General features: G+C 71.5%; 23 protein-coding genes and 2 pseudogenes. 15 read left to right on the top strand and 10 right to left on the bottom strand.

All coding sequences use genetic code 11. The annotated features are described in order from the left end of the window. Positions 1 to 6 precede the first annotated feature (6 nt). The 4 genes from GBA65_RS12450 to GBA65_RS12435 form a co-directional block, all read right to left on the bottom strand. Positions 7 to 732, bottom strand: a complete 726-nt coding sequence (locus tag GBA65_RS12450; protein WP_228281301.1) for a response regulator transcription factor — start codon at positions 730 to 732, stop codon at positions 7 to 9. Next, on the bottom strand, positions 729 to 2183 hold the full coding sequence (locus GBA65_RS12445) for a GAF domain-containing sensor histidine kinase (RefSeq protein WP_166396828.1): 1455 nt from the start codon (positions 2181 to 2183) through the stop codon (positions 729 to 731). Before GBA65_RS12445 ends, GBA65_RS12450 begins: the two co-directional genes overlap by 4 nt. Beyond that, positions 2132 to 2773 (bottom strand): hypothetical protein, encoded by a 642-nt coding sequence (locus GBA65_RS12440; protein ID WP_166396827.1) that lies wholly within the window; start codon positions 2771 to 2773, stop codon positions 2132 to 2134. The genes GBA65_RS12445 and GBA65_RS12440 overlap by 52 nt, the downstream gene beginning before the upstream one ends. A 206-nt stretch (positions 2774 to 2979) precedes the next feature. Beyond that, positions 2980 to 3654 (bottom strand): hypothetical protein, encoded by a 675-nt coding sequence (locus tag GBA65_RS12435; protein ID WP_166396826.1) that lies wholly within the window; start codon positions 3652 to 3654, stop codon positions 2980 to 2982. Positions 3655 to 4042: 388 nt separating this feature from the next. On the opposite strand from GBA65_RS12435, the pseudogene GBA65_RS12430 reads away from it, so the two are divergent. The 9 genes and pseudogenes from GBA65_RS12430 to GBA65_RS12395 all read left to right on the top strand — a co-directional run. Then, positions 4043 to 4843, top strand: a pseudogene (locus tag GBA65_RS12430) (aminopeptidase); the annotation flags it as partial. A 68-nt stretch (positions 4844 to 4911) separates the two neighbouring features. Further along, positions 4912 to 5142: an aminopeptidase gene (locus GBA65_RS26495; protein ID WP_407691089.1), complete on the top strand. Its 231-nt coding sequence runs from the start codon at positions 4912 to 4914 to the stop codon at positions 5140 to 5142. 18 nt (positions 5143 to 5160) lie between these two features. Then, complete coding sequence (locus GBA65_RS12425; RefSeq protein ID WP_166396824.1) at positions 5161 to 5847, top strand: MATE family efflux transporter; 687 nt, start codon at positions 5161 to 5163, stop codon at positions 5845 to 5847. Positions 5848 to 5910: 63 nt separating this feature from the next. Further along, positions 5911 to 6081, top strand: coding sequence for an MATE family efflux transporter (locus tag GBA65_RS12420; RefSeq protein ID WP_166396823.1), 171 nt, complete (start codon positions 5911 to 5913; stop codon positions 6079 to 6081). 91 nt (positions 6082 to 6172) lie between these two features. After that, entirely contained in the window at positions 6173 to 6457 is a 285-nt protein-coding gene (locus GBA65_RS12415) for a hypothetical protein (protein WP_166396822.1), read from the top strand. Positions 6458 to 6513: 56 nt separating this feature from the next. Then, entirely contained in the window at positions 6514 to 6747 is a 234-nt protein-coding gene (locus GBA65_RS12410) for a hypothetical protein (protein WP_166396821.1), read from the top strand. A 196-nt stretch (positions 6748 to 6943) separates the two neighbouring features. Next, positions 6944 to 7627, top strand: a complete 684-nt coding sequence (locus GBA65_RS12405; RefSeq protein WP_166396820.1) for an HAD family hydrolase — start codon at positions 6944 to 6946, stop codon at positions 7625 to 7627. A gap of 5 nt (positions 7628 to 7632) precedes the next feature. Beyond that, positions 7633 to 8193, top strand: coding sequence for a GTP cyclohydrolase I FolE (gene folE / locus GBA65_RS12400; protein ID WP_166396819.1), 561 nt, complete (start codon positions 7633 to 7635; stop codon positions 8191 to 8193). Positions 8194 to 8197: 4 nt separating this feature from the next. Next, complete coding sequence (locus GBA65_RS12395) at positions 8198 to 9367, top strand: glycosyltransferase (protein ID WP_166396818.1); 1170 nt, start codon at positions 8198 to 8200, stop codon at positions 9365 to 9367. On the opposite strand, the gene ppgK is transcribed toward GBA65_RS12395, so the two are convergent. The 6 genes from ppgK to GBA65_RS12365 all read right to left on the bottom strand — a co-directional run bounded on the left by ppgK (position 9348) and on the right by GBA65_RS12365 (position 16274). Next, the gene (gene ppgK, locus GBA65_RS12390; protein WP_166396817.1) at positions 9348 to 10142 is read right to left on the bottom strand and encodes a polyphosphate--glucose phosphotransferase; all 795 of its coding nucleotides are present in this window, start codon (positions 10140 to 10142) and stop codon (positions 9348 to 9350) included. The two genes, GBA65_RS12395 and ppgK, sit on opposite strands and share 20 nt — an antisense overlap. A 68-nt stretch (positions 10143 to 10210) precedes the next feature. After that, entirely contained in the window at positions 10211 to 11533 is a 1323-nt protein-coding gene (gene efeB / locus GBA65_RS12385; protein WP_166396816.1) for an iron uptake transporter deferrochelatase/peroxidase subunit, read from the bottom strand. Positions 11534 to 11536: 3 nt separating this feature from the next. Next, positions 11537 to 12445: an iron uptake system protein EfeO gene (gene efeO, locus GBA65_RS12380; protein ID WP_207955724.1), complete on the bottom strand. Its 909-nt coding sequence runs from the start codon at positions 12443 to 12445 to the stop codon at positions 11537 to 11539. Between the two features lie 29 nt (positions 12446 to 12474). After that, positions 12475 to 13536, bottom strand: a complete 1062-nt coding sequence (locus GBA65_RS12375; RefSeq protein ID WP_166396815.1) for an ABC transporter ATP-binding protein — start codon at positions 13534 to 13536, stop codon at positions 12475 to 12477. Continuing rightward, positions 13537 to 15150, bottom strand: a complete 1614-nt coding sequence (locus GBA65_RS12370) for an ABC transporter permease (RefSeq protein WP_228281300.1) — start codon at positions 15148 to 15150, stop codon at positions 13537 to 13539. Between the two features lie 95 nt (positions 15151 to 15245). Next, on the bottom strand, positions 15246 to 16274 hold the full coding sequence (locus tag GBA65_RS12365; protein WP_207955723.1) for an iron ABC transporter substrate-binding protein: 1029 nt from the start codon (positions 16272 to 16274) through the stop codon (positions 15246 to 15248). 333 nt (positions 16275 to 16607) lie between these two features. Between GBA65_RS12365 and GBA65_RS12360 the strand changes: the two genes are divergently transcribed. The 6 genes and pseudogenes from GBA65_RS12360 (at position 16608) to GBA65_RS12340 (ending at position 20467) form a co-directional block, all read left to right on the top strand. Next, positions 16608 to 17519, top strand: a complete 912-nt coding sequence (locus GBA65_RS12360) for a glycosyltransferase family 39 protein (protein ID WP_166396814.1) — start codon at positions 16608 to 16610, stop codon at positions 17517 to 17519. Positions 17520 to 17644: 125 nt separating this feature from the next. Continuing rightward, positions 17645 to 18565 (top strand): hypothetical protein, encoded by a 921-nt coding sequence (locus GBA65_RS12355; RefSeq protein ID WP_166396813.1) that lies wholly within the window; start codon positions 17645 to 17647, stop codon positions 18563 to 18565. A 248-nt stretch (positions 18566 to 18813) separates the two neighbouring features. Then, positions 18814 to 19029: a hypothetical protein gene (locus GBA65_RS12350; RefSeq protein ID WP_166396812.1), complete on the top strand. Its 216-nt coding sequence runs from the start codon at positions 18814 to 18816 to the stop codon at positions 19027 to 19029. Then, positions 19030 to 19320, top strand: a complete 291-nt coding sequence (locus tag GBA65_RS12345) for a hypothetical protein (RefSeq protein WP_166396811.1) — start codon at positions 19030 to 19032, stop codon at positions 19318 to 19320. 198 nt (positions 19321 to 19518) lie between these two features. Further along, positions 19519 to 19575: pseudogene (locus GBA65_RS26490) on the top strand (NAD-dependent epimerase/dehydratase family protein); the annotation flags it as partial. Between the two features lie 115 nt (positions 19576 to 19690). Next, positions 19691 to 20467 (top strand): NAD-dependent epimerase/dehydratase family protein, encoded by a 777-nt coding sequence (locus GBA65_RS12340; RefSeq protein ID WP_207956353.1) that lies wholly within the window; start codon positions 19691 to 19693, stop codon positions 20465 to 20467. Positions 20468 to 20493: the final 26 nt, after the last annotated feature.

The following is a 20493-nucleotide window of genomic DNA, read 5'->3' as shown; positions in this document are numbered from 1 at the left end:
CGTTCCTCATCCGCGTGAGTCTAACGCTCTTCGGGCTCCTACGCGCCGCCCCCAGCCCGCCTCGCGGGCGCGGATGATGGCCTGGACGCGGTCGGCGACCTGTAGCTTGCGGAAGACGTTGGAGACGTGGTTGCCGACCGTCTTCTCGCTGATGTGGAGCCGGGCGGAGATCTCGCGGTTCTTGAGGCCCGAGCTATGAGAAGCAGCACCTCCAGCTCCCGGGGGTGAGCTCGTCGAAGAGCGGTGAAGGGCTTGTAGGGCCCGCGGGCCCGGCGCCGGTGGCCGCCCCGAGAACTGTTCGAGCACGCGACGGGCTACGGCGGCGCCGAGCAGAGCCTCGCCCCGGGCGACGGCCCGGATGGCGCGCAGCAGCTCCCCCCGGTCGGCGTCCTTCAGGACGTAGCCGCGTGCGCCCGCCTTGAGCGCCGCGAAGACCGACTCGTCGTCCTCGAACATGGTCACCACGATGACGCCCACGTGCGGGCTTCGCCCCACGATGGTCCTCGTGGCCTCGATGCCGTCCATGCCGGGCATCTTTATGTCCATGAGCACCACGTCGGCGGCCAGCTCCTCGGCGAGATGCACCGCCTCCTCGCCCGTGGCGGATTCGCCTACAAGCTCGACGTCGTCGGCTCGCTCTAAGAGGCTCGCGACGCCCTCCCGGAACAGCCGGTGGTCGTCGGCCAGGAGCACTCGCGTGGCGCTGCCCGCCGCTACCATCTCCTCGCTCAAAGTGGCGCCTTCTTGTCGGCGGCCTCGATCGGGATACGCACCGCGGCCTCCGTGCCGACGCCGGGCTGGGCCGTCAGGCGTAGCGCGCCGCCGAGCAGCTCCGCCCGCTCGCGCATGCTACCGATGCCCTTGCCGTCGCGCCCGTTCGCGCGGAGCCCGGAGCCGTCGTCGCGAATCTTCAGTTCGAGGCCGTCGTTCCTCCGTTCGAGCCGAACGTCCACCCGCGAGGCCCCGGCGTGCTTGCTCACGTTGAGGAGCGCCTCCTGGGCGACGCGCAGGAGGGCCACCTCCGCGGCGGCGGGGACGGAGAGCCCGTCGTCGGCCTCGAAGCGCACCTCGACGCCCGTCTCCCTGGCGAAACGCTCGCAGTGCTGGCGCAGCGCCGGGACGAGCCCGAGCTGGTCGAGGATCGGCGGGCGGAGGTCGTAGACCAGGCGACGGATGTCGGCGGTGGCCTGCCCGACCAGCTCGTAGAGCCTTTCGAGGTCGCCGGCCAGCGGGGTCCGGGCTTCCTGCGCCGCATCCAGGCAAGCTTCGAGCCTGAGCCTCATGCTCGCGAGGACCGGCCCGAGCCCGTCGTGCAGGTCGCGCTGGATGCGGCGGCGCTCCTCCTCCTGCGCCGCCACCAGCTTCTCGCGCGAGCGTCTGAGGTCCTCCAGGCTGTCGCTCAGGGCGACCGTGAGCCGCACCGCGTGGACGGCTGCCCCCGACCGGGTGGCCAGGTCGCGCAGCAGCCTGCGGTCGGCCGGGGAGAAGTCCTCGCCGGGGCCGCGGGAGGCGACGCTCAGGGCGCCGACGAGCTCGCCGCGGTGCGCCAGCGGGAGAACGAGCTCCGCCCCGCTGCGGGCGAGGGCGGACCCGCAGGGGTTCGACGGGCCGAGGTCCTCGGGCCTGAGCCCGTCCGGCTCGCGGCGCAGCTTCTCCACTGCGTCGGCGTCGCGCACGGCCTTCTCGGGCGGAGCCCCGCCGTGGGCCGCCACGACGCGAAGGGCGTCACCGTCGGCAAGCCAGATCGCCACGTGCGGCAACCGGAGCGCCTCTGCCACGTCCTCGACGATCACGGGCAGCACCACACGGGGTTCCAGCGTGGCGCTCAGGCGCTCCCCGAGACGCGACAGCACCGCGTAGGGCTCGTCGCGCTCGCCGTACATCAACCGGTCGACGGCCCTCTGCAACCGGTCGCGCAGGGGAGCGAACAGCACGGCCACGAGCCCCGTCGCCAACACCGATACGAGCAGGTTGCCGCGCGCCTGCAACAGCGCGCCGGCCCCTCCGACCAGAAGTACGTAGAGCCCGACCACGCACGCGGTCAGGGCGCCGTAGACCAGGGCGCGGTTGACGATGAGGTCGATGTCCCACAGCCGGTAGCGCAGTATCGCGGCGCCGATGCTCAGGGGGATCAGGAAGTAGGCGAGGGTGATGGCGGTGACGTCGGCCACGTCGTAGAGCACGGACGGGACGCCGGGCCCGGCGAGTAGGGGGCTGCCAGGATGCCGAGCACCTGAACCAGGATCGCCGCGATCGCGCCGGAGACGACCCACTTCGTCTGCTGCCGCTCCTTCGGGCTCGACACGCCGCGGTAACGGTAGACCTGGGCGGCCACGCCGGCGAGCAGCCCCCGAAGAGGATCGGGCGAGGGCGGACGGGGATCGGTGGGCGTCCCTCTGCCGAGGAACAGCGCGACGAAGGTCCCCAGGAGAAAGAGCCCGGCCGCGCCTCGCGTCCAACGCGGCACGAACCTCCCGTTGGGGAAGACGAAGAGAAAGACGATCAGGGCCGCCCACAGAAGCCACCACGAAAACTCGAAAGCCGGGCCCCACCCGGGGTACGTGGCCGCAAGAGCCTGCACGTTCGGGGCGTTGACGGCGCCCATCAGCACGAGGAAGAGCGAGACGAACAGCGACACGGGATCGGAGGACCGGTGCCACGCGATCACCGCGGCCACCACGAAGCATCCCAGCCCGAAGGCCGCCATGAGCCCGGTGAGGTACGCGGCATAGAGGCCCTCGGGGATGCCGATCTGCAGGAGCTCCGTCCGCACCGCCTCGGGTGGAGCTCCGCGCCGCGCGTGAAGCGCGGGCACAGCGGCGGCGAAAAGACCGAGGTTCAGCGCGACGAGCGCGGCCCAACCGGCGCGGGCAAGGGTGAGACTGCGACCCCGCAGGGCCGGCGTCTCCGGCCGCGCTCTCTCTTGCGGCGTGGCATGCTGCGAATGCATCAATCCGATTCTACTCCCTCGGAGTCTCCCTACGCGACGGGCTGCGCCGCGTCCCGCCGGATCGCGGGCTCGCGCACCCGCTCCTTGCCCGTCCAGAGCGCGTACCCGCCCCAGGCGTATCCCAGGAAAGTCAGGTAGTAAAGCATGGCTATGGGCGACAACGTCCCGCCCTCCGCGAAGATGCCAAGCGGGACGAGCACGATACTCGCGAAGAACACGGGGACGCTCGCGATCTGCAGCCATCCCGCCATGCGCGGCAGCACCCGGGCGCGCACGGTCGCTATCCCGAACAGCGGGAAGGCCAGGACGGACAGGAGGGCAAGAGGTCCGAGCGCGCCGGCCCCGTGCGCCATCGGGCCGTCCCCGATCAGGGCTCGTGTCGCCGGATCCTGAGCGAGCAGGGGGACGGCGTACGCCTCGTACAGCAAGAGGTAGAAGTGGTACGCCGCGGCGAACATGGTAGCGGCGAAGCCGAGCAGGCCCAACACCCCCGCCCGGTGCGCTTGACGGGCGTAGAGCCCCGTCAGGCCCAGCAACGCGAACAGCCACGAGGCGAAAACGACGAGGTGGGCCGTTGCGTAGAGGGGCTTGAGCACGTCCACCGCCTGTTCGCTCGGAGGGTGCAGGACGAAGCCCAAAACCTGGAGGGGCAGGGCGATGAGCAGGGCCAGCCCGCTCAACCGGAAGAGGGCCGCAGACGACATTCAGTGCTCCTTTCCGCCCGTGGCGGGCGCGACTAGCGTGACCAATTTCCGAACCAGCGTCGCTCTACTCCTATGTGGGCGACCTCCTTTGCGCTCGGTCCTTGCGGTTGAGGGCACTCTACGGGGCGATACATCCCGACGTCATGAGGAGACGCCCCCGGTTTCGACCCGTTCTGTCGGGAAATTTCGGGTCTCGTCTAGGGGCGCGGCCCTGGTCTGCGGTAGCTGCGTCTTCGGGTGAGTTCTGGCCTTACGAAGAGATGACGCGGCGAACGACGGGCCGGTTTCGCGGATCATCCCAGGGACTCCTCGCCCCGATCCTGCTTCTCCGGCAGGGATTGTGGCGGTGGTAAGCTCTTTCGAGGTTTTCGAGAGAAGGAGCTTCCGTATGGTCGATGAGCGGTTGAAGAAGCTGGCCCGGTTGCTGGTGGAGTACTCCATCGGGGCCGGGGAGGGCGAGCAGGTCGTCGTCTCCGGCGGGGTCGCGGCGGAGCCCCTGATCCGGGAGATTTACGGTCGGCTCCTGGACGTAGGCGCCGTGCCGATACCGCAGGTCCAGCTCCCCGGCATGCAGGAGATGTTCTTCGAGCGCGCGAAGGAGAGCCACTACGAGGAGACGCCCGGGGTGACGCGCGCGATCTACGAGGGCGCGGACGCGTTCATCTCGATCATGGCGTCCCAGAACACGAAGGCGCTCGCGGCGGTCGACCCCGGCAAGCAGCGCGCCCTGGGCAAGCGGGACAAGGCGATACAGGAGATCGTGCTCGGCAAGGACCGCTGGGCGCTGACGCTCTTCCCGACCGCGGCCCTGGCCCAGGAGTCCGAGATGAGCCTCGCGGACTACGAGGAGTTCGTCTTCGCCGCGATGGCGCTGAACGAGGACGACCCGGTCGCCTACTGGAAGGAGAAGGCGAAGGAGCAGGGGCGGTTGATCGAGCGGCTCGAGCGCGCCGACGAGGTGCGTATCGTCGGCCCGGGGACGGACCTGAAGCTCCGCATCGGGGGCCGCAAGTTCCTCAACGGCGACGGGATGCACAACATGCCGTGCGGCGAGATCTTTACGGGCCCGATCGAGGACTCCGCCGAGGGCGAGGTCTTCTTCGGCATCCCGGTCGCCGTCGCCGGGCGCGAGGTCTCGGGGGTCCGCCTCAGGTTCGAGGGCGGCAAGGTCGTCGAGTCGAGCGCGGAGAAGGGCGAGGAGTACCTGAACGCGATGCTCGACGCCGACGAGGGCTCAAGGTACCTCGGGAGCTCGGGATCGGGACGAACTACGGCATCCCGAGGGCGACGAAGAACATCCTCTTCGACGAGAAGCTGGGGGGCACGATCCACCTCGCGGTCGGCCGCTCCTACGAGAAGACGGGCGGCAAGAACGACTCGTCGGTCCACTGGGACCTTATCTGCGACTTGCGCGAGGGCGGCGAGCTCTACGCCGACGGCGAGCCCATAGAGAAGGACGGCGAGTTCGTAGGCTACGACTTCCGCTAGGGCCTACGCCGCCGCTCTGTGAAACGCAACCCGAAGGCCCGGGCTCAGGACCGGGAGATCCTGCGGCTCGCCCTCCCCGCCCTGGGGGCGCTCGCCGCCGAGCCGACCTACGTGCTGGTCGACACGGCGATCGTGGGCCACCTCGGCACCCCGGAGCTCGGCGCCCTCGCGATCGCGGGCATCCTGCTGACCACGAGCGTCACGCTCTTCAACTTCCTCACCTACGGCACGACCGCAAGGGTGGCCCGCCTGCACGGCGCCGGCGAGGACGGGGCCGTGGGGAGCGTCGGGTCGGGAGCGCTCTGGATCTCCGTCGCCCTCGGCGGCCTGCTCCTCGCGCTCGCGCTCCTCTTCGCGGGCCCGGCCGTCTCCCTCATGGGCGGCGACGGCCGGGTGGGGGAGATGGCGGTGGAGTACCTGAGGATCTCGGCGCTCGGGCTGCCGTTCGCGATGATCGCGCTCGCGGGCAGGGCTTCCTGCGCGGGTGGGAGACCTGAAGCTGCCGCTCCTAATCGTGGTAACGGCGAACGCCGCGAACGTCGTGCTGGAGGTGCTGTTCGTCTACGGGTTCGGGTGGGGATAGCGGGCTCGGCGTGGGGGACCGTGATCGCCCAGGCGGGGATGGGAGCGGCGTTCGTGCTCGCGCTGCTGCGCGCCTCGGGGGCCTGCGTCTCCCGCGGTGGTCCGCCGTCCGGCCGCTCTTGAAGGTCGGGGGGACATCGCGGTGCGCACGGGGGCGCTCCTGCTCTCGTTCGCGCTTGCGGGGCGGTGGTCGCGCGCATCGGGGAGGCCTCGCTCGGGGCGCACCAGGTCGCCTTTCAGCTGTTTTTCTTTCTCGCGCTCGTGCTGGATGCCATCGCGATCGCCGGCCAGATCATCGTCGGGCGCGCCCTCGGGCGGGGGACGCCGAGGGCGCGTACGGGGCGGCCGTGCGCATGATCTCCTGGTCCGTCGCGGTCGGCTCCCTCTTCGCTGTGGCGCTGGTCCTGTTGGGGGTCTGATTCCCCGTCTGTTCACCGACGACGCGGCCGTGATCGGACGGGCCGCGGAGATCTGGCCGCTCTTCGCCCTCATGCAGCCCGTGGGCGCGGCGGTCTTCGCCCTCGACGGCATCCTGATCGGGGCCGGCGACACCCGCTTCCTGAAGTGGTCCATGCTCGCCGCGCTCGCCGCCTTCGCCCCCTCGCCCTCGGGGCGCTCTTCTTCGGCTTCGGGCTCTTCGGGTCTGGGTCGCCCTGCTCGTGTTGATGGCGACGCGCCTCGTCACCTGCGGCTCGCGCTTCGCCGGGCGCCGGTGGGCCGTCGTGGGGCTTGAGGGGAGGCCTCGCGGCCGAGTTTCGCCGCTCGTGGTTTCGGGGTAGGGAGCGGGGCATGGACGAGACTATGCTGCGCGTGGGGAACGTTGGGAGCGAGGCGGACCTCGAAGCCGTGCGGGACGCCCTGGACGAGATCGGGGCGGACTACGAGCACGTGGACTCCGAGCCGAACGAAGACTCGTACCCGCAGACGGCGTACTTCCAGATCCAGTCCGGCCTCACCGAGGACGCGGACAACATCCTCGAGAAGCTCTCGGAGGAGCGCGGGCTCGACGCCGAGATACTCTAGGAATCACAAACCCCGCCCGATCGCACGTTTATACTCGCACGGTGAATCGAACCCGCAGGCCAGAGGTAGGACCGTGAGAGCTTACGAGAAGATGCCGAGGGCTTTCGAGCCCCATCCCCGCTCGCCCGGAAGCTCCGGGGAGGGGAACGCCCGGCCCCTTCTCGGGCTAACGGGCGCCGGGCGGGGGGCCTGATCCTTGCGCTACGACGCCGTTTTCCTGGACATAGACGGGACCTTGTTGTGGGTCGACCTCGACGTCGAGGGCTACGTCAGCGCGCTCTCGCCCTACACGACGGATGGGCCGCTGACGGTCGAGAAGGCCACCGGCCCCGTTTGGAAGGGCCTCAAGACGCACATAAGGGAGAACATAAACTACGCGACGGAGGAGGAGCTCGCGCGCTTCCGGCGGGAGAACGCGGAGAACACGGCGCGCACCCTGGGGCTCGACGCCCCGACGGATCTGCTCGTCGAGGTGGCGGGCAGGTGCACCGTGTTCAACCCGTACTGCGAGTCCGAGGCGGTCCTGGAGGAGTTGAGGAGCATCGGCGTTCCGCTCTACGCGCTCTCGAACTGGGACATCGGGCTCGAAGGGGTGCTGGAGGAGCTCGGCTGGAGGCGCTTCTTCGACGACCTCGTGGTCTCGGCCATCGTCGGCGCGGAGAAGCCGGAGGGCACCATCTTCGAGGAGGCGCTGCGCGTCGCCGGGGTGGAGGGGCACCGGGCGGTCCACGTCGGCAACGACCCCGTCTCGGACGTGCGGGGCGCGGCGAGGGCGGGCATCGACGCGGTGCTCGTCGACCGGAGGGGCGGCGTCGAGGCGCCGGAGGCGACGGCCGTGTTGCCGGACCTGCGCGGGCTGCCGCGCTTCGTGAGGGGGTAGGTCGCTTGGACGAGGCACGCGCGGCCCGGGCGGTTCGAGAGATGCTGGCCGCCATCGGCGAGGACCCCGACCGCGAGGGCCTCCGGGAGACGCCCGATCGCGTCGCCGAGGCCTACGCCCACCTCTTCTCCGGCCTCCGGGAGGACCCCACGCGCCACCTCGAAGGCGGCTTCGACGAGACCGCCCGGGACCTCGTCCTGATCCGGGACGTGCCGCTCGCCTCGACCTGCGAGCACCACCTCCTCCCGTTCGCCGGCAAGGCCCACGTCGCCTACCTCCCGAACGGCCGGGTCGCGGGCTTCTCGGAGATCGTGCGGGTGGTGGACGGCTACGCCCGCCGCCCGCAGCTCCAGGAGCGCCTGACCGCCCAGATCGCGGACGCCCTGTACGGCTCCCTGGGCTCCCTCGGCTCCCTCGTGGTGGTCGAGGCGACGCACACCTGCATGACGGCGCGCGTGGCGGAGACCATCGGGAGCGTCGCGGTCACCGTGGCCGCCCGCGGGGTCTTCGAGGACGACCCCGCGCGGCGGGCCGAGGTCGTGGCCCTGATCCCGCGCGGCGGCTGACGCCGTGACGCCGTACCCGCGGCGCCTGTTCTCTTTCCTCTCGTTTCTCGGCCTGGCGGCGCAACTCGCGCTGAGCATCGGCTGGTTCCGGGGCATGCGCGAGATCCGCGCCCTCCGGGACTTCGAGCCGGGGCCTCTCCCTGGAGGCTACCCCTCCTTGAGCGTCGTGGTGCCCGCCCGCGACGAGGAGCGGGCCGTCGCCGGCGCCCTGCGGTCCGTCCTCGAGAACGGCTACCCCGGGCGCCTGGAGGTCTTCGCCGTGGACGACCGTTCGACGGACGCGACGCCCGGCATCCTCGCTTCCCTCGCCGGGGAATACCCCAACCTCACGGTCCTGAGCGTGCGGAGCTTGCCGGAGGGGTGGCTCGGCAAGAACCACGCGCTGTACGTCGGTGCCTCGGAGGCCGGGGGGGAGTGGCTGCTCTTCTCCGACGCGGACGTCCACCTCGCGCCGGGCTGCCTGGCACGGGCCGTCGCCTGCGCCACGAGGGACGGGCTCGACCACCTGACCCTCTCGCCCGACGTACTCTCTCGCGGAACGCTGCTCTCCGCCTTCGTCGCGACGTTCTACCTGATCTTTACGCTCGTGGCGCGCCCCTGGCTGGCGAAGGACCCGCGCAGGAAGGAGAGCGTCGGCGTCGGGGCCTTCAACCTCGTCCGGCGCGACGCCTACCTCGCGGCCGGGACGCACCGGGCGATAGCCCTGCGGCCCGACGACGACATGAAGCTCGCGAAGCTCTTGAAGATCCGGGGCTTCCGGCAGGACGTGGCCTCCGGGGACGGCCTCGTCCTGGTCGAGTGGCACACCAGCGTGCGGGGCGCGATACGGGGCCTGGAGAAGAGCGTCTACGCCGGGGCGGACTACCGGCTCGGCGCGATCGTCGCGGGCGTGCTCCTGCACGCCCTCGTCGGCGTGTTGCCGTTCGCCGGGGCCCTCCTGCTGGGGCGAGGGGCACCCCGGGCGGCGTGCCTCGGTAACGTCGCCCTGATCCACGCGATGTACCGCCGCTCGGGGTCGGAGGCGCCGCTCCTGCACACGGCGCTCCATCCGCTCGGCATCGCCCTGTTCGCCTACGCCGCGCTCAGATCCGCCTACCGCGCGATCCGGACGGGGGGCATCGAGTGGCGGGGGACGCGCTACCCGCTGGACGAGCTCAGGCGGAACGTCCTTTGAACTCCCCGATGTTCGCCGTGGGCGGCTCGGGCGGGACGGGCGCCTCGGGGACGTAGGCGAGCGCGGCGCCCGCGATGCCGGCGGCGTTGAGCATCTCCGCCGGGACGATCTCGGTGCGCGTCTCGATGTGGGGGAGGAACTTCTCGGACCTCTTGCTGACCCCGCCGCCGATGACGATCAGGTCGGGCCAGAACAGGTCTTCCATGGCGCGCAGGTACTCCATGAGGCGCCCCGACCAGTCCTGCCAGGAGAGGTTGTGGACCTTGCGCGCCCGGTCGGAGGCGTAGTGCTCGGCGTCGTCGCCGTGCAGCTGGATGTGACCGAGCTCAGTGTTCGGGACGAGCTTCCCCTCGATAAACAGCGCCGTGCCGATGCCGGTCCCGAGGGTGAGCATCAGGACCACGCCCGAGACCCCGAGGCCGGCGCCCCAGCGGATCTCGGCGAGGCCCGCGGCGTCGGCGTCGTTCACGATGCTCACCGGCGTGCCAAGCTCCCGGCGCAGCCGCTCCCCGAGGTCGAACCCTATAAACCCCTTGTCCACGTTGGCGGCGGTGTGGACGACGCCGTCCTTCACCACCCCCGGGAAGCCGACGCCCACCGGGCCGTCCCAGCCGGCGCGCGAGATCACCTTCACCGCCGTCGCCACGACGTCGTCCGGCCTGCCGGCCTTTGGGGTGGGAACCCTTATCCTCTCGCCGACGAGCTCGCCGGTCCTCGTGTCCACGGGGGCGCCCTTGATCCCGGACCCGCCGATGTCCAACCCGAAAACGTTCATCCCTAACCTTCCCGCTCTCCCTGCTACCCCATTATTGTAACGGGACGTCCGGCCCCGCCCCAGATGCCTCACGCCCCGGCGAAGAGCCCCTCGCCGACGTAGCCGCCCTCCCTCGCACCCGGAGGGAGCGCGAAGACGGCGCTCCCCGTGTGCGAGATGTACTCGTTCAGGGCGTCGTTCTCGGCCATGCGCCGCTGCATGGGGACGAACTGCCGCCCTGGGTCCCGCTGAAAACACACGAAGAAGAGCCCGGCGTCGAGCTGGCCCCTCTCCCGGTCGATGCCGTCGGTGTACGAGTAGCTCCGGCGCAGGATGCTCTCCCCGCCCTCGGCCCCCAGCCGGACGTGCGAGTTCTCGGGGACGAGCGGCTCGCCGTCCTCGCCCTCGGCCTCCAGGTCCACGGCGTCGAACTCCCCCTCCCGCCCGATGGGCGCGCCGCTCACCTTGTGGCGGCCGAAGGTCTTCTCCTGGTCGTCGAGCGAGGAGCGGTCCCAGACCTCTATGAGCATCCGGATCCTGCGGGAGACGAGGTACGTGCCCCCCTCCATCCACCCCGGTCCCTCCGAGAGCCCGACCCAGACGTTCCGGTCCATCGCGCGCTCGTCCTCGGCCTTGAGGTTGTTCGTCCCGTCCTTGAACCCGAAGAGGTTGCGCCCCGTCTCCTGCTGCCTGCTCGTGCTGGAGGTGCGGCCGAACCCCATCTGAGACCAGCGCATCTCGACGACGCCCCGCCCTATGCGGGCGAGGTTCCGGACGGCGTGGAAGGCGACCTGCGGGTCGTCCGCGCAGGCCTGGACGCAGAGGTCGCCGCCCGAGAGCTCGGGCCGGAGGGCGTCGCCGGGCATCGGCGGGATGGGCGCGAGGGCCTTCGGCCTCCGGGCCGCGAGGCCGAAGCGATCCTCGCCGTCGCGCTCGAAGAGCGTCGGTCCGAAGCCGAACGTGATCGTCAGCCTGGAAGCTGGGTGCCCGATGGCCTCCCCGGTGTCGTCGGGCGGCAGGTACGGGCTGAACCCGGCCCCCCCCACGTCGCCGACCGGCTCGCCCGCGCACATCAAGGCCGCCGCCTCGGACCACTCGCGCAGGAGGTCCCTCAGCTCGTCCCGGTCCTCCGTCACGACGTCGAAGGCCGTGAAGTGCAGGCGGTGCTGCGACGGCGTGGCGATGCCGGCCTGGTGGGCGCCGTAGAACGGGACGGCCTCGGCGTCCGGGCTGGCCTCCTCCGCGCGGCTGCCCCTCGCCGCCACCCCCATGCCGCCCGCGCCCAGGGCGAGGCCGGTGCCCGCCGCCCCGGCGAGCCGGAACGCCTCCCGCCGGCTCAGGCGCTTGCCGCGCGGCCCGTCGAGGGGGCCGCTCGCCCCGCGTTCTTGCTCGGGCCTCTCCTCGCGGCTCATCGGCTAGGCCTGGAGGACCTGCCCGACCCGGGAGAGGGGCTCGGCGAGCGCGTCCACGCTCTGGCTCAGCTCGCGCCTCTCCCTTTCGTCGAGCTCGGTGTAGGGGACCCAGCCATCGCCGTCGCGGTAGGGCTCCAGGGTGGCGTAGAGGTCCGCGAAGCGGTCGTCGATCTCCTGGACGAGCTCGGGGTCCTCGCCCTCGACGGCCGGCTCCAGCGAGCGGAAGGCCGCCTCCGAGCCCTCGATGTTCGCGGCGATGGAGTAGAGGTCGGTGTGCGAGTAGCGCTCCTCCTCGCCGGTGATCTTGCCGGCCGAGACCTCGTTCAAGAGCTCGATGGAGCCCACGACCGGGTCCGAGGGCTCGAGATCCAGGCCCTCGACCTCCGTCCTCAGGGCCTCGACGTCGGCCATGAGGACGCGGGCGTACTCCTCCTGCCCCTCGGTCGTGTTCTCCTCCCAGAGCGCCTGCTCTATCCTGTGGAAGCCGCCCCACTCCTCCTCCGGCACGTCCCCCTCGCGGGCGTCGATCTTCGGGTCGAGGTCGCCGAGGGACGCCGCGACCGGCTCGATCCTCTCCCAGTGCACGCGCGTGGGCGCGTAGAGCCGCTTGGCCCTCTCGACGTCGCCGGAGATTACGGCGCCGGTGAACCGATCCGTGGCGTCGACGAGGTCCTCCGTCTCGTCCACGACGTACTCCCCGTAGCTCTCGGAGGCCGCCTCGAGCTCCGGCGTGCTCCCGACCTCCGTGGCGGCGGTGGTCTCTGCCGTGGTCTCCGCGGTCGTCTCCGCCGCGGTCTCGCCGGCCTCCCCGCCGCTCCCCTGGGGGGCCGTCTGCCCGCAACCCGCGACGACGGCGACCGCGAGCACGGCACCCACTCCCAACACGAACTTTTCCAGCACAGGGCTACGCAAGGTCCAGATCCTCCGATCCGAGATAGGGGTTAGTGTTTTGCCGCGCGGTCGGCGTCGGCGGGGAAGACCACGGCCGGGCCTTGCACCCCGACGGCGACGCGCTCGCCGATCTTGTAGGTCGAGCCCGCCCAGACGCGCGAGCGGAGCGTGCGACCGGAGTCGAGGCGGAGCTCCACGAGCTGGTCGTGGCCGAAAAACTCGCGGCGCACGACCTGCGCCTCCCCGGCGGCGAGCTTGTGCCCGAGCGGGAGCAGGAGGAGCGCCTCGGGGCGGAGCATCACGTCCCCCTCGCCGCCTTCGGCCACGTCTCCGACCGCCGGGATCTCCCCGAGGTCGCAGACGAAGCGCCCCGCTTCCATCCGGCCGGGGAGGAAGTTGGCCTCGCCGACAAACCCTGCGACCGCGCGGCTCGCGGGGTGGTTGTAGAGCTTCTCGGGCGGGGCCTTCTGGGAGATGACGCCGTCGAGCATCACGGCGACCTCGTCGGCGAGGCTCAGGGCCTCCTCCTGGTCGTGGGTGACGAAGATCGCCGTAGCACCCGCGTCCGTGAGGATCTCGCGCATCTCCGTCCTCACGCGCGCCCTGAGCGCCGCGTCGAGGTTGCTGAACGGCTCGTCGAGCAGCACGATGGCGGGCTCGGGCGCCAGGGCCCGCGCGAGCGCGACGCGCTGCTGCTGCCCGCCGGAGAGCTCGTGGGGCATCCGGTCCCCGAGGCCCTTGAGGTGCGTGAGCTCCAGCACGTCCTCCACGACCCCCTCGCGGTTCTTGCTCCGGGAGAGCCCGTAGGCGACGTTCTTCGCGACGGTGAGGTGGGGGAAGAGGGCGTAGTCCTGGAAGACCATCCCTACCCTGCGCTTCTCCGGCGCGACGTTCACCCCCGGGCCCGCGACGGTGCGGCCCGCGATCTCCACGGTCCCCGTATCCGGGTGCTCGAAGCCCGCGATGAGCCTCAGGGTGGTGGTCTTGCCGCAGCCCGAAGGACCCAGCAGGGCCAGCACCTTCCCGGCCTCCAGCTCGAAGTCGAGGCTGCGCACGGCGTGCACGGGGCCGTAGCTCTTCTCGACCCCCGAGATGTTCACGGCGGCGCTCACCTACTTAACCCGGTCCCGGATCGTGAGCAGGTAGAGCGGCGGCGCGGAGATCAGGATGAGCAGCAGCGCGGGCCCCGCAGCCCTCGCGAAGAACGCCCCCGAGGTCGCGTTCCACACCTCGGTCGCGAGCGTGTCGAACTCTATCGGCCCGAGCAGCAACGTCGCCGGCAGCTCCTTCATCGTGGTGAGGAAGACGAGCGCGGCCCCCGCGACGAGCCCGTTACGCGCGAGCGGCACGGTGATGGTCGCGAGCACCCCCAGGGGTCCGCGGCCGAGGGAGCGCGCCGCCTCCTCGACGCTCGGGCGGGCCTGCAGGAGCGCCGCGCGGATCGCGCCGAGCGCCTGCGGCAGGAAGTGGACGACGTAGGCGAAGACGAGGAGCGCCAGGGTCTGGTAGAGCGCCGGGGCGTAGTTCGAGCCGAAGAAGACGAGCGCGAGCGCGAGCGCTATCGCCGGGAGGGCGAACCCGACGTAGGAGAGGCGCTCGACGAAGCCGGAGACCCTGCCGGGGAAGCGCACCGCGAGGACGGCCACCGGCAGCGCCGCGAGCACTGCGACTCCCGCCGCGAGCCCGGAGACGAAGACGGAGTTCCACGCGCTCTCCCACACGGACTCCAAGGTCTCTCCGGCGGCGAGCCCGCGGACGAGCCAGTACACGAGGATGCCGACGGGCAGGACGAGTGCGAGCGAGACGACGCCGCCCGTGAACAGGAGCGCCGGCAGGCGCCAGCGCCCGAGCGGCACGGGCCTCGCCACCGCCGAGTTCCTCCCCCCGTAGTTCGCCCGGCCGCGCGTCCGGTGCTCCACCGCGAGCACCGCGGCGACGAGGACGACGAGCATGAGGGCGAGGATCGCGGCCGGCGTGCGGTCGAAGGCCGACTTGTACTGGATGTAGATCTCGGCCGAGAACGTGTCGTAGTGCAGCAAGGAGACCGCCCCGAAGTCGCTGAGGGCGTAGAGCGCGACGAGCAGCGCCCCGGCCACGATCGCCGGCCGAAGCTGGGGCAGCGTGATCCTGAAGAACGTCGCCCAGCGCCCGCTCCCCAACGAACGCGCCGCCTCCTCGAACGAGGAGTCCATCCCCCGAAGAGCGGCCCGCACGGTAAGGAACACGTAAGGGTAGGTGAACAGCGAGAGCGCGAGCGCCGCCCCCGGGAGCCCGTAGATGGAGGGCAGCCTCTCCACTCCGAGCGGCGCGAGGGCGCCCTGGAGGAGGCCGCGTGGTCCCAGCGTGCTGACGAGCACCAGGCCCCCCACGTACGAGGGGACGACGAGCGGCAGCGCGGCGAGCACCGCCCACACGCGCCTCCCCGGCAGGTCCGTGCGCGCCGTGAGCCACGCGAGCGGGACGGCGATCCCCACCGCCACGGCCGTGACGACCGCCGCGAGCAGCACGCTCCGGGCGAGCACCTCCAGGGAGGACGCGTCGAAGACGACCTCCGAGATCTCCGTCAGCCCCGCCTCCGAGGCCCGGATGGCGAGGTACAGGAGCGGCAGCACCATCGCCAGGGCGACGAGGGCGGCCGGCAGGGCCACGAGCGCCGGCGGGCGCTTGCCGCGCGGGCGCCGCTTCGCGCCCTTCGCCGCTACGCGCTCCTTCGGCAGAACCGTCAAGCCGCTCCCCCCACCCCTACAAGACCCCGGTCTCGCGCAGGAGCTCCAGCGTCCCCTGCAGGTCGTCGAGGTCGCCGAGGTCCACGTCCGGGCCTCTATCTCGCGGAGCGGAACGAGCCCCTCGGGGTCTGGATGCCCTCTACCATCGGGTACTCGAAGGTCTCGTCGGCGAAAAACTGCTGGGCTTGATCCGCGAGCAGGTAGTCGACGAAGCGCTGCGCCTCCTCGGGGTTGTCCGCGGTGTTCAGGATGCCGGCTCCGGCCACGAGGACGAGGGCGCCGGGGTCGCCGTTCTGAAGGATGTAGTTGCGCGCCCCGAAGTCCTCGCCCTGCTCGGCGAGCGCCCGGTAGAGGTAGTAGTGGTTGATGAAGCCAACCTCCACCTCGCCGGAAGCAACGGCGTCGAGCGTCGTCGAGTTGTCCGGGTAGACGATCGGGTCGTTGGCCTGGATGCCCTCGAGCCACTCGCGAGCCCTGTCCTCGCCCTCGCTCACCCTCAGCGCCGTCACGAAGGCCTGGAAGGAGGCGTTCGTCGGCGCCCAGCCGATCCTGCCGCTCCACTCGGGGTCGGTGAAGTCGAAGATGGAGGGGGGCAGCTCGTCCTCCTGGAGCGCCTCGGTGTTGTACGCGACGACCCGCGCGCGACCGGAGGTACCGACCCACTGGCCCTCGGGTGAGCGGTACGCCTCGGGGACGCGGTCGAGGGTCTCCTGCGGCAGCTCCTTGAGCGCGCCGGCGTCGGCGATCGCTCCCAGGGCCCCGGGGTCCTGAGCGAAGAAGACGTCCGCCGGGCTGTTCTCGCCCTCCTCGGAGATGGTCGCCGCAAGCTCCGCCGTGTCGCCGTAGCGGACCTGGGCGTCGATCCCGGTCTCCTCCTCGAACTGCTCGATCAACGGCCCGACGAGGCCCTCCTCGCGCCCGGAGTAGATGACGAGCGCGCCCTCCTCCGCCCGGAACGGCTCCGCGGCCGTGGTCTCGCCCGTCGTACCCCCGGTGGTCTCGCCCCCGGCGGTCTCGCCGCCGCCGGAGCCCTGGCCCCCGCTCGGCGCTTCCTGGCCGCAGGCCCCGGCGAGCGCGAGGGACAACGCCATGAGAACGAAGATGGAAGACCTCTTTAGCAACAAACCGCCCGCCTGTTCTAGACTCGGTCCCGCCCGCAACGGCGAGACATCGCCGGGAGGGCTACCGCGTCCCGCAGCCCCCGACCCGCTCTTTTTATAATGACAATCGTTTGCAATAACAACACGCCAAGGGTAGTTTACGCCGCGGGCGCAAGTCAAGCTCCGGGCGCGGCGCGTGTGAGCCAGGTCACTAGGTTGGGGGAGGCTCCGTAGAATCCATGGACGGCGGGGCTTCTCGGCGTGTTGACGGCGGTCCTGTTGCTGGCCTTCGCTTACCTCCCGGGCATTTTCTCGGGGGGGCCTCGCGCGCAAGGGCGACGGCTGGGGGAGTGGGTGATGTTGCGGCTGGCCGCCTCGGTGGGGGTCGTAGCGCCCGTGCTCGTGGGGCTGGCGCTGGCGGGCGCGTTCCGGGTCCCCGCGATCCTGGCGAGCCTCGGGGCCTGTGCGGTCGTCGGCTGGCTGCTCTCGCGTGGGGGGGAGGCACGCCCGCTACCGCGTGTTACTGGGTGGGACGCGGCCGTGCTCGGGCTGGTGGCGGGGAGCTTCGCCCTGTACGCGCGGCCGGCGGAGTACGTGATCAACAGCCGGGATCCCGGGGTGTACGCCCTCGTCGCCGACAGGTTGGCGCGCACGGGCGAGTTTCTCGTTCGGGACCCGCTCGTCGGGGCGGTGGCGCCGTTCCATCCTTTCGCGCAGGGGATAAAGTACCCCGGCTTCTACGTCTTCGGGCAGGACCTGATCGTCCCCCAGTTCTTCCCCGGCCCCTTCGCCTTTCTGGGTTTCGGCAACCTCGCGGGCGGCCTGTGGGGCAGCTTGTACGTCGTGCCCGTCCTCGGCGCCCTGGCGGTGGGGATGGCGTTCTTGCTGGGCTCCGAGCTCTTCGGGCGCTGGGCCGGGATTCTCGGGGCTGCATTGCTGGCGACGAGCTATGCCGAGGTCTGGTGGGCCCGGCATCCGTCGAGCGAGGTGATCTCGCAGCTCTTCGTGCTCTCCGGGCTGTGGCTCGCGGTCCGGTTCGTCCGGGGCGGGGCGGGCCACGGGGTCGTGGCCGGGCTCCTGCTCGGCGGGGCGATGCTCGTGCGGGTGGACGCCTTTCTGGCGGCGCTTGCCCTGCCCGCGCTCGCCCTCTGCGACCTCTTCTTCCGGAGGCCGTTCTGGCGCTGGCTCTACCCCGGCGTGCCGCTCGCCCTCGCCGCCCTCGCCGCCCTCGCCTACCTGAACACCCTCGGGGGCGCTACCTCAACCTGATCTACGGCCGCCACGACCTGGACGAGGCGTTAGAGCTCGCCCCCTACGCCCTCGTCGCCGCGGCCCTCGTCCTCGGCTCCCTCTGGGCGCTGCGCCGGCGCTACGGGGAGCGCCTCGGGGTCTGGGTGCGGGTCCGGGGCGCCCGCCTGGCGGTGCCCTGCGCCCTCGCCGTGGTCGGGGTCGCGCTCTGGGGCTACTTCGTCCTGCCGGTGCCGTGGGAGAGCCTGCCGGACGGGTCCAGGGACTACGACGCCTACCGCGAGCAGATCCTGCTCCGGCTCACCTGGTTCGTGACCCCGCCCGTCGCCGTTCTCGCGCTCCTCGGCCTCGTCCTCGCCGCCCGCCGCCCGGACGCGCCGAGGGTCCTCCTGCTCTGCGCCGTCCTGAGCTTCGGCGTCCTGTACACGACGGTGCCGAACGTCGCCCCCGACCTACCGTGGGCGACGCGCCGGTTCGTGCCGGCGGTTTTTCCGGGGGTGGCCCTCCTCGCCGGGTTCGCCGTCGTCGAGGCCGGACGGGTCCTAAGGCGCCTGTGGAGCCCGCGCGCCGGCCTCGCCCTCTCCGGCGTCCTGGCCGCCGTCGCCCTCGCCTGGACCGTCAACGCCGCGCTGCCGGTCCTCGCGTTCAGGGAGCTGGAGGGCGCTGTGGCCGCGTTCGACAGGGTCGAGCGCGCGGTCCCCGAGTCCCGGGTGCTCTTCGTCGAGGTCCCGGACGGCACGGACCGCTCCGCCTCCACCTTCGAGTACCTCTACGGTCGCCCGGTGCTCCCCTACAGCCGGGATCGCTTCCGCCAGGAGGTCGACGAGCTCCGCAGGGCCGGGCTGCTGGAGGACGCCGCCTACATGACGCTCGACGGAGGCCCTGCCCCCCTGATCTCCGGCCTGCGCTTCCGCAGCGCGGGCACGAGCGAGGTCTCCCTGCCCATACTCTCCCCCGTGGAGAAGGAGCTGCCCCGCAAGAAGGAGACCCTGAACATCTCCTACCGCCTCTTCACCATCGAGGAGAGCGGCGCGGGACGGACGACCTCCTCCCGCGACTACGACTAGACGACGCCCCGAATCCACGCGCGATCGCTCACTTGCACACAGCAGATCGTCGCGCCCTCGATACCAAAACTGTTCGCGAACCCTGCGAAGCGTGGCCGTCGGCGCGCGGCGCGAGGAGATCGCGTACGTTCACGTGCCGCGCTTGCCAGGCTCTGCGGTATCGGCCCATCGGCGGCCTTCTCGTTTCTTGGGTCGTCGGCCGATCGGTGTGTCTAGTTGCGCGTGTGGAAGATGTGTCGCTGCCCGCGTTGAGGCGCTTGGTGGCCGCGGCGAACACGGCGCACCGCCGGCGCGATGCTACGGGTGGCGCGGCGGGGTCGGACGGCCGCCGCACCGAGCGGCGGCTCGACGATCTCTTCGGGACGGGCCGCACGCTGGCGGTCTACGGCACGCTCGCCCCTGGCCGACCCAACCAGGACGTCGCCGCGCCCCTGGGGGGCGAGTGGACGGACGGCGTGATCTAGGTGGATCTGATCCCGCTGGGGTGGGGCGCGGCCCTCGGCTTCCCCGGGTTCCGCCCTCGGACCGGGGGAGACGCCGCGGCGGTGCGCGTGTCGACCGCCGCCTCGTTGGCGACCGCCTGGCCCGCCCTCGACCGCTTAGAGGGCCCGGGGTACGAGCGCATCCTGGTGCCGGTGTCCGGCGCGGAGCCGGGCCCCGCGCAGGCCGGCGAGCGGCGGCCGTACACGGTCGCCAACCTCTACGCCGCGACCGGGTCCCGGCGTGGCGACGGCGGTGCTTCGCAGGGCCCGTAAGCAGCTCGTGACGCCCGGCCTACTCCCCCGCACCGCCGTCCGGGTCTAGCCGTGCCTCCGGCCACCGGCCGGGGCTGCCGCACCGGCGCCGGTCCGACGGGTTTGACATTGACAATCATTGTCAATTAAGGTTCGGCGCGATTCGGGTGCGCGCCGTGCGCGCCGGGCGGCTAGGAGGATTCGTTGGGCAGGGTCTTGGTGACGGGGGCGGCGGGGTTTATAGGGTCCCATCTGGTCGATCGCCTGTTGGACGACGGGTACGAGGTGGTCGGGGTGGACTCCCTCACGGACTACTACGCGAAGGGCACGAAGAGGCGCAACATCTCGGGGCGCTCCCGCACGAGCGGTTCCGCTTCGTGGAGGGTGACCTCTGCCGCATGGACCTCGGCGGGCTTCTGGACGGGGTGGACCGGGTCGCGCACCTCGCGGGGGAGCCCGGCGTCCGCTCGAGCTGGGGGAGCGGTTCGAGACCTACCTGGAGCGCAACGTCTACGCTACGCAGCGCCTCCTCGAGGCCGCCTCGTCGGGCGGGACGGAGAACTTCGTGCACGCCTCTTCCTCCTCCGTGTACGGCCCCGACGGGGGCGGGCCGGTCGGCGAGGACGCCCCGCGCAGGCCCGCCTCGCCCTACGGCCTCTCGAAGCTCGCCGCCGAGGAGCTCGTGGGCCTCTACGCCGGGGAGAAGGGGGTGCGGGCTACCGTGCTCCGCTACTTCACGGTCTACGGGCCTCGCCAGCGCCCGGAGATGGCCCTCTCGCGGTTTATAGAGCGCGTCACGAGCGGGGAGCCCGTGGAGGTCTTCGGCGACGGCACCCAGGTGCGCGAGATGACCTACGTCTCCGACGTCGTCGAGGCGACGGTGGCCGCTCTGGAGGTGGAGGGGACCGTCTCCGCCCGGGCGTACAACGTCGGGGGCGGGTCGCGGGCGACCGTGGCGGAGCTCGTGGCGCTCGTCGGGGAGGCGCTCGGCGAGGAGCCGGAGGTCGCGTATGGGCCGCCGGTGCCCGGGGACGTTCGCTCCACGTGGGCCGACCTCACCCGCGCCCGGAGGGAGCTCGGCTACGCCCCCCGGGTCTCGGTCGAGGAGGGCGTGCGCGAGCAGGTGCGGTGGACCGTCGCGGGGCGCGCCGCCCCGCGGGTCGCCTGAGCGGTGCCAGGTCTCCCGGTGGCCTG

The organism is Rubrobacter marinus (genome assembly GCF_011492965.1).
In the GTDB taxonomy this organism is placed as follows: domain Bacteria; phylum Actinomycetota; class Rubrobacteria; order Rubrobacterales; family Rubrobacteraceae; genus Rubrobacter_F; species Rubrobacter_F marinus.
Note: the sequence above shows the minus strand (reverse complement) of the source record. Positions and strands in the feature narration are given on the sequence as shown.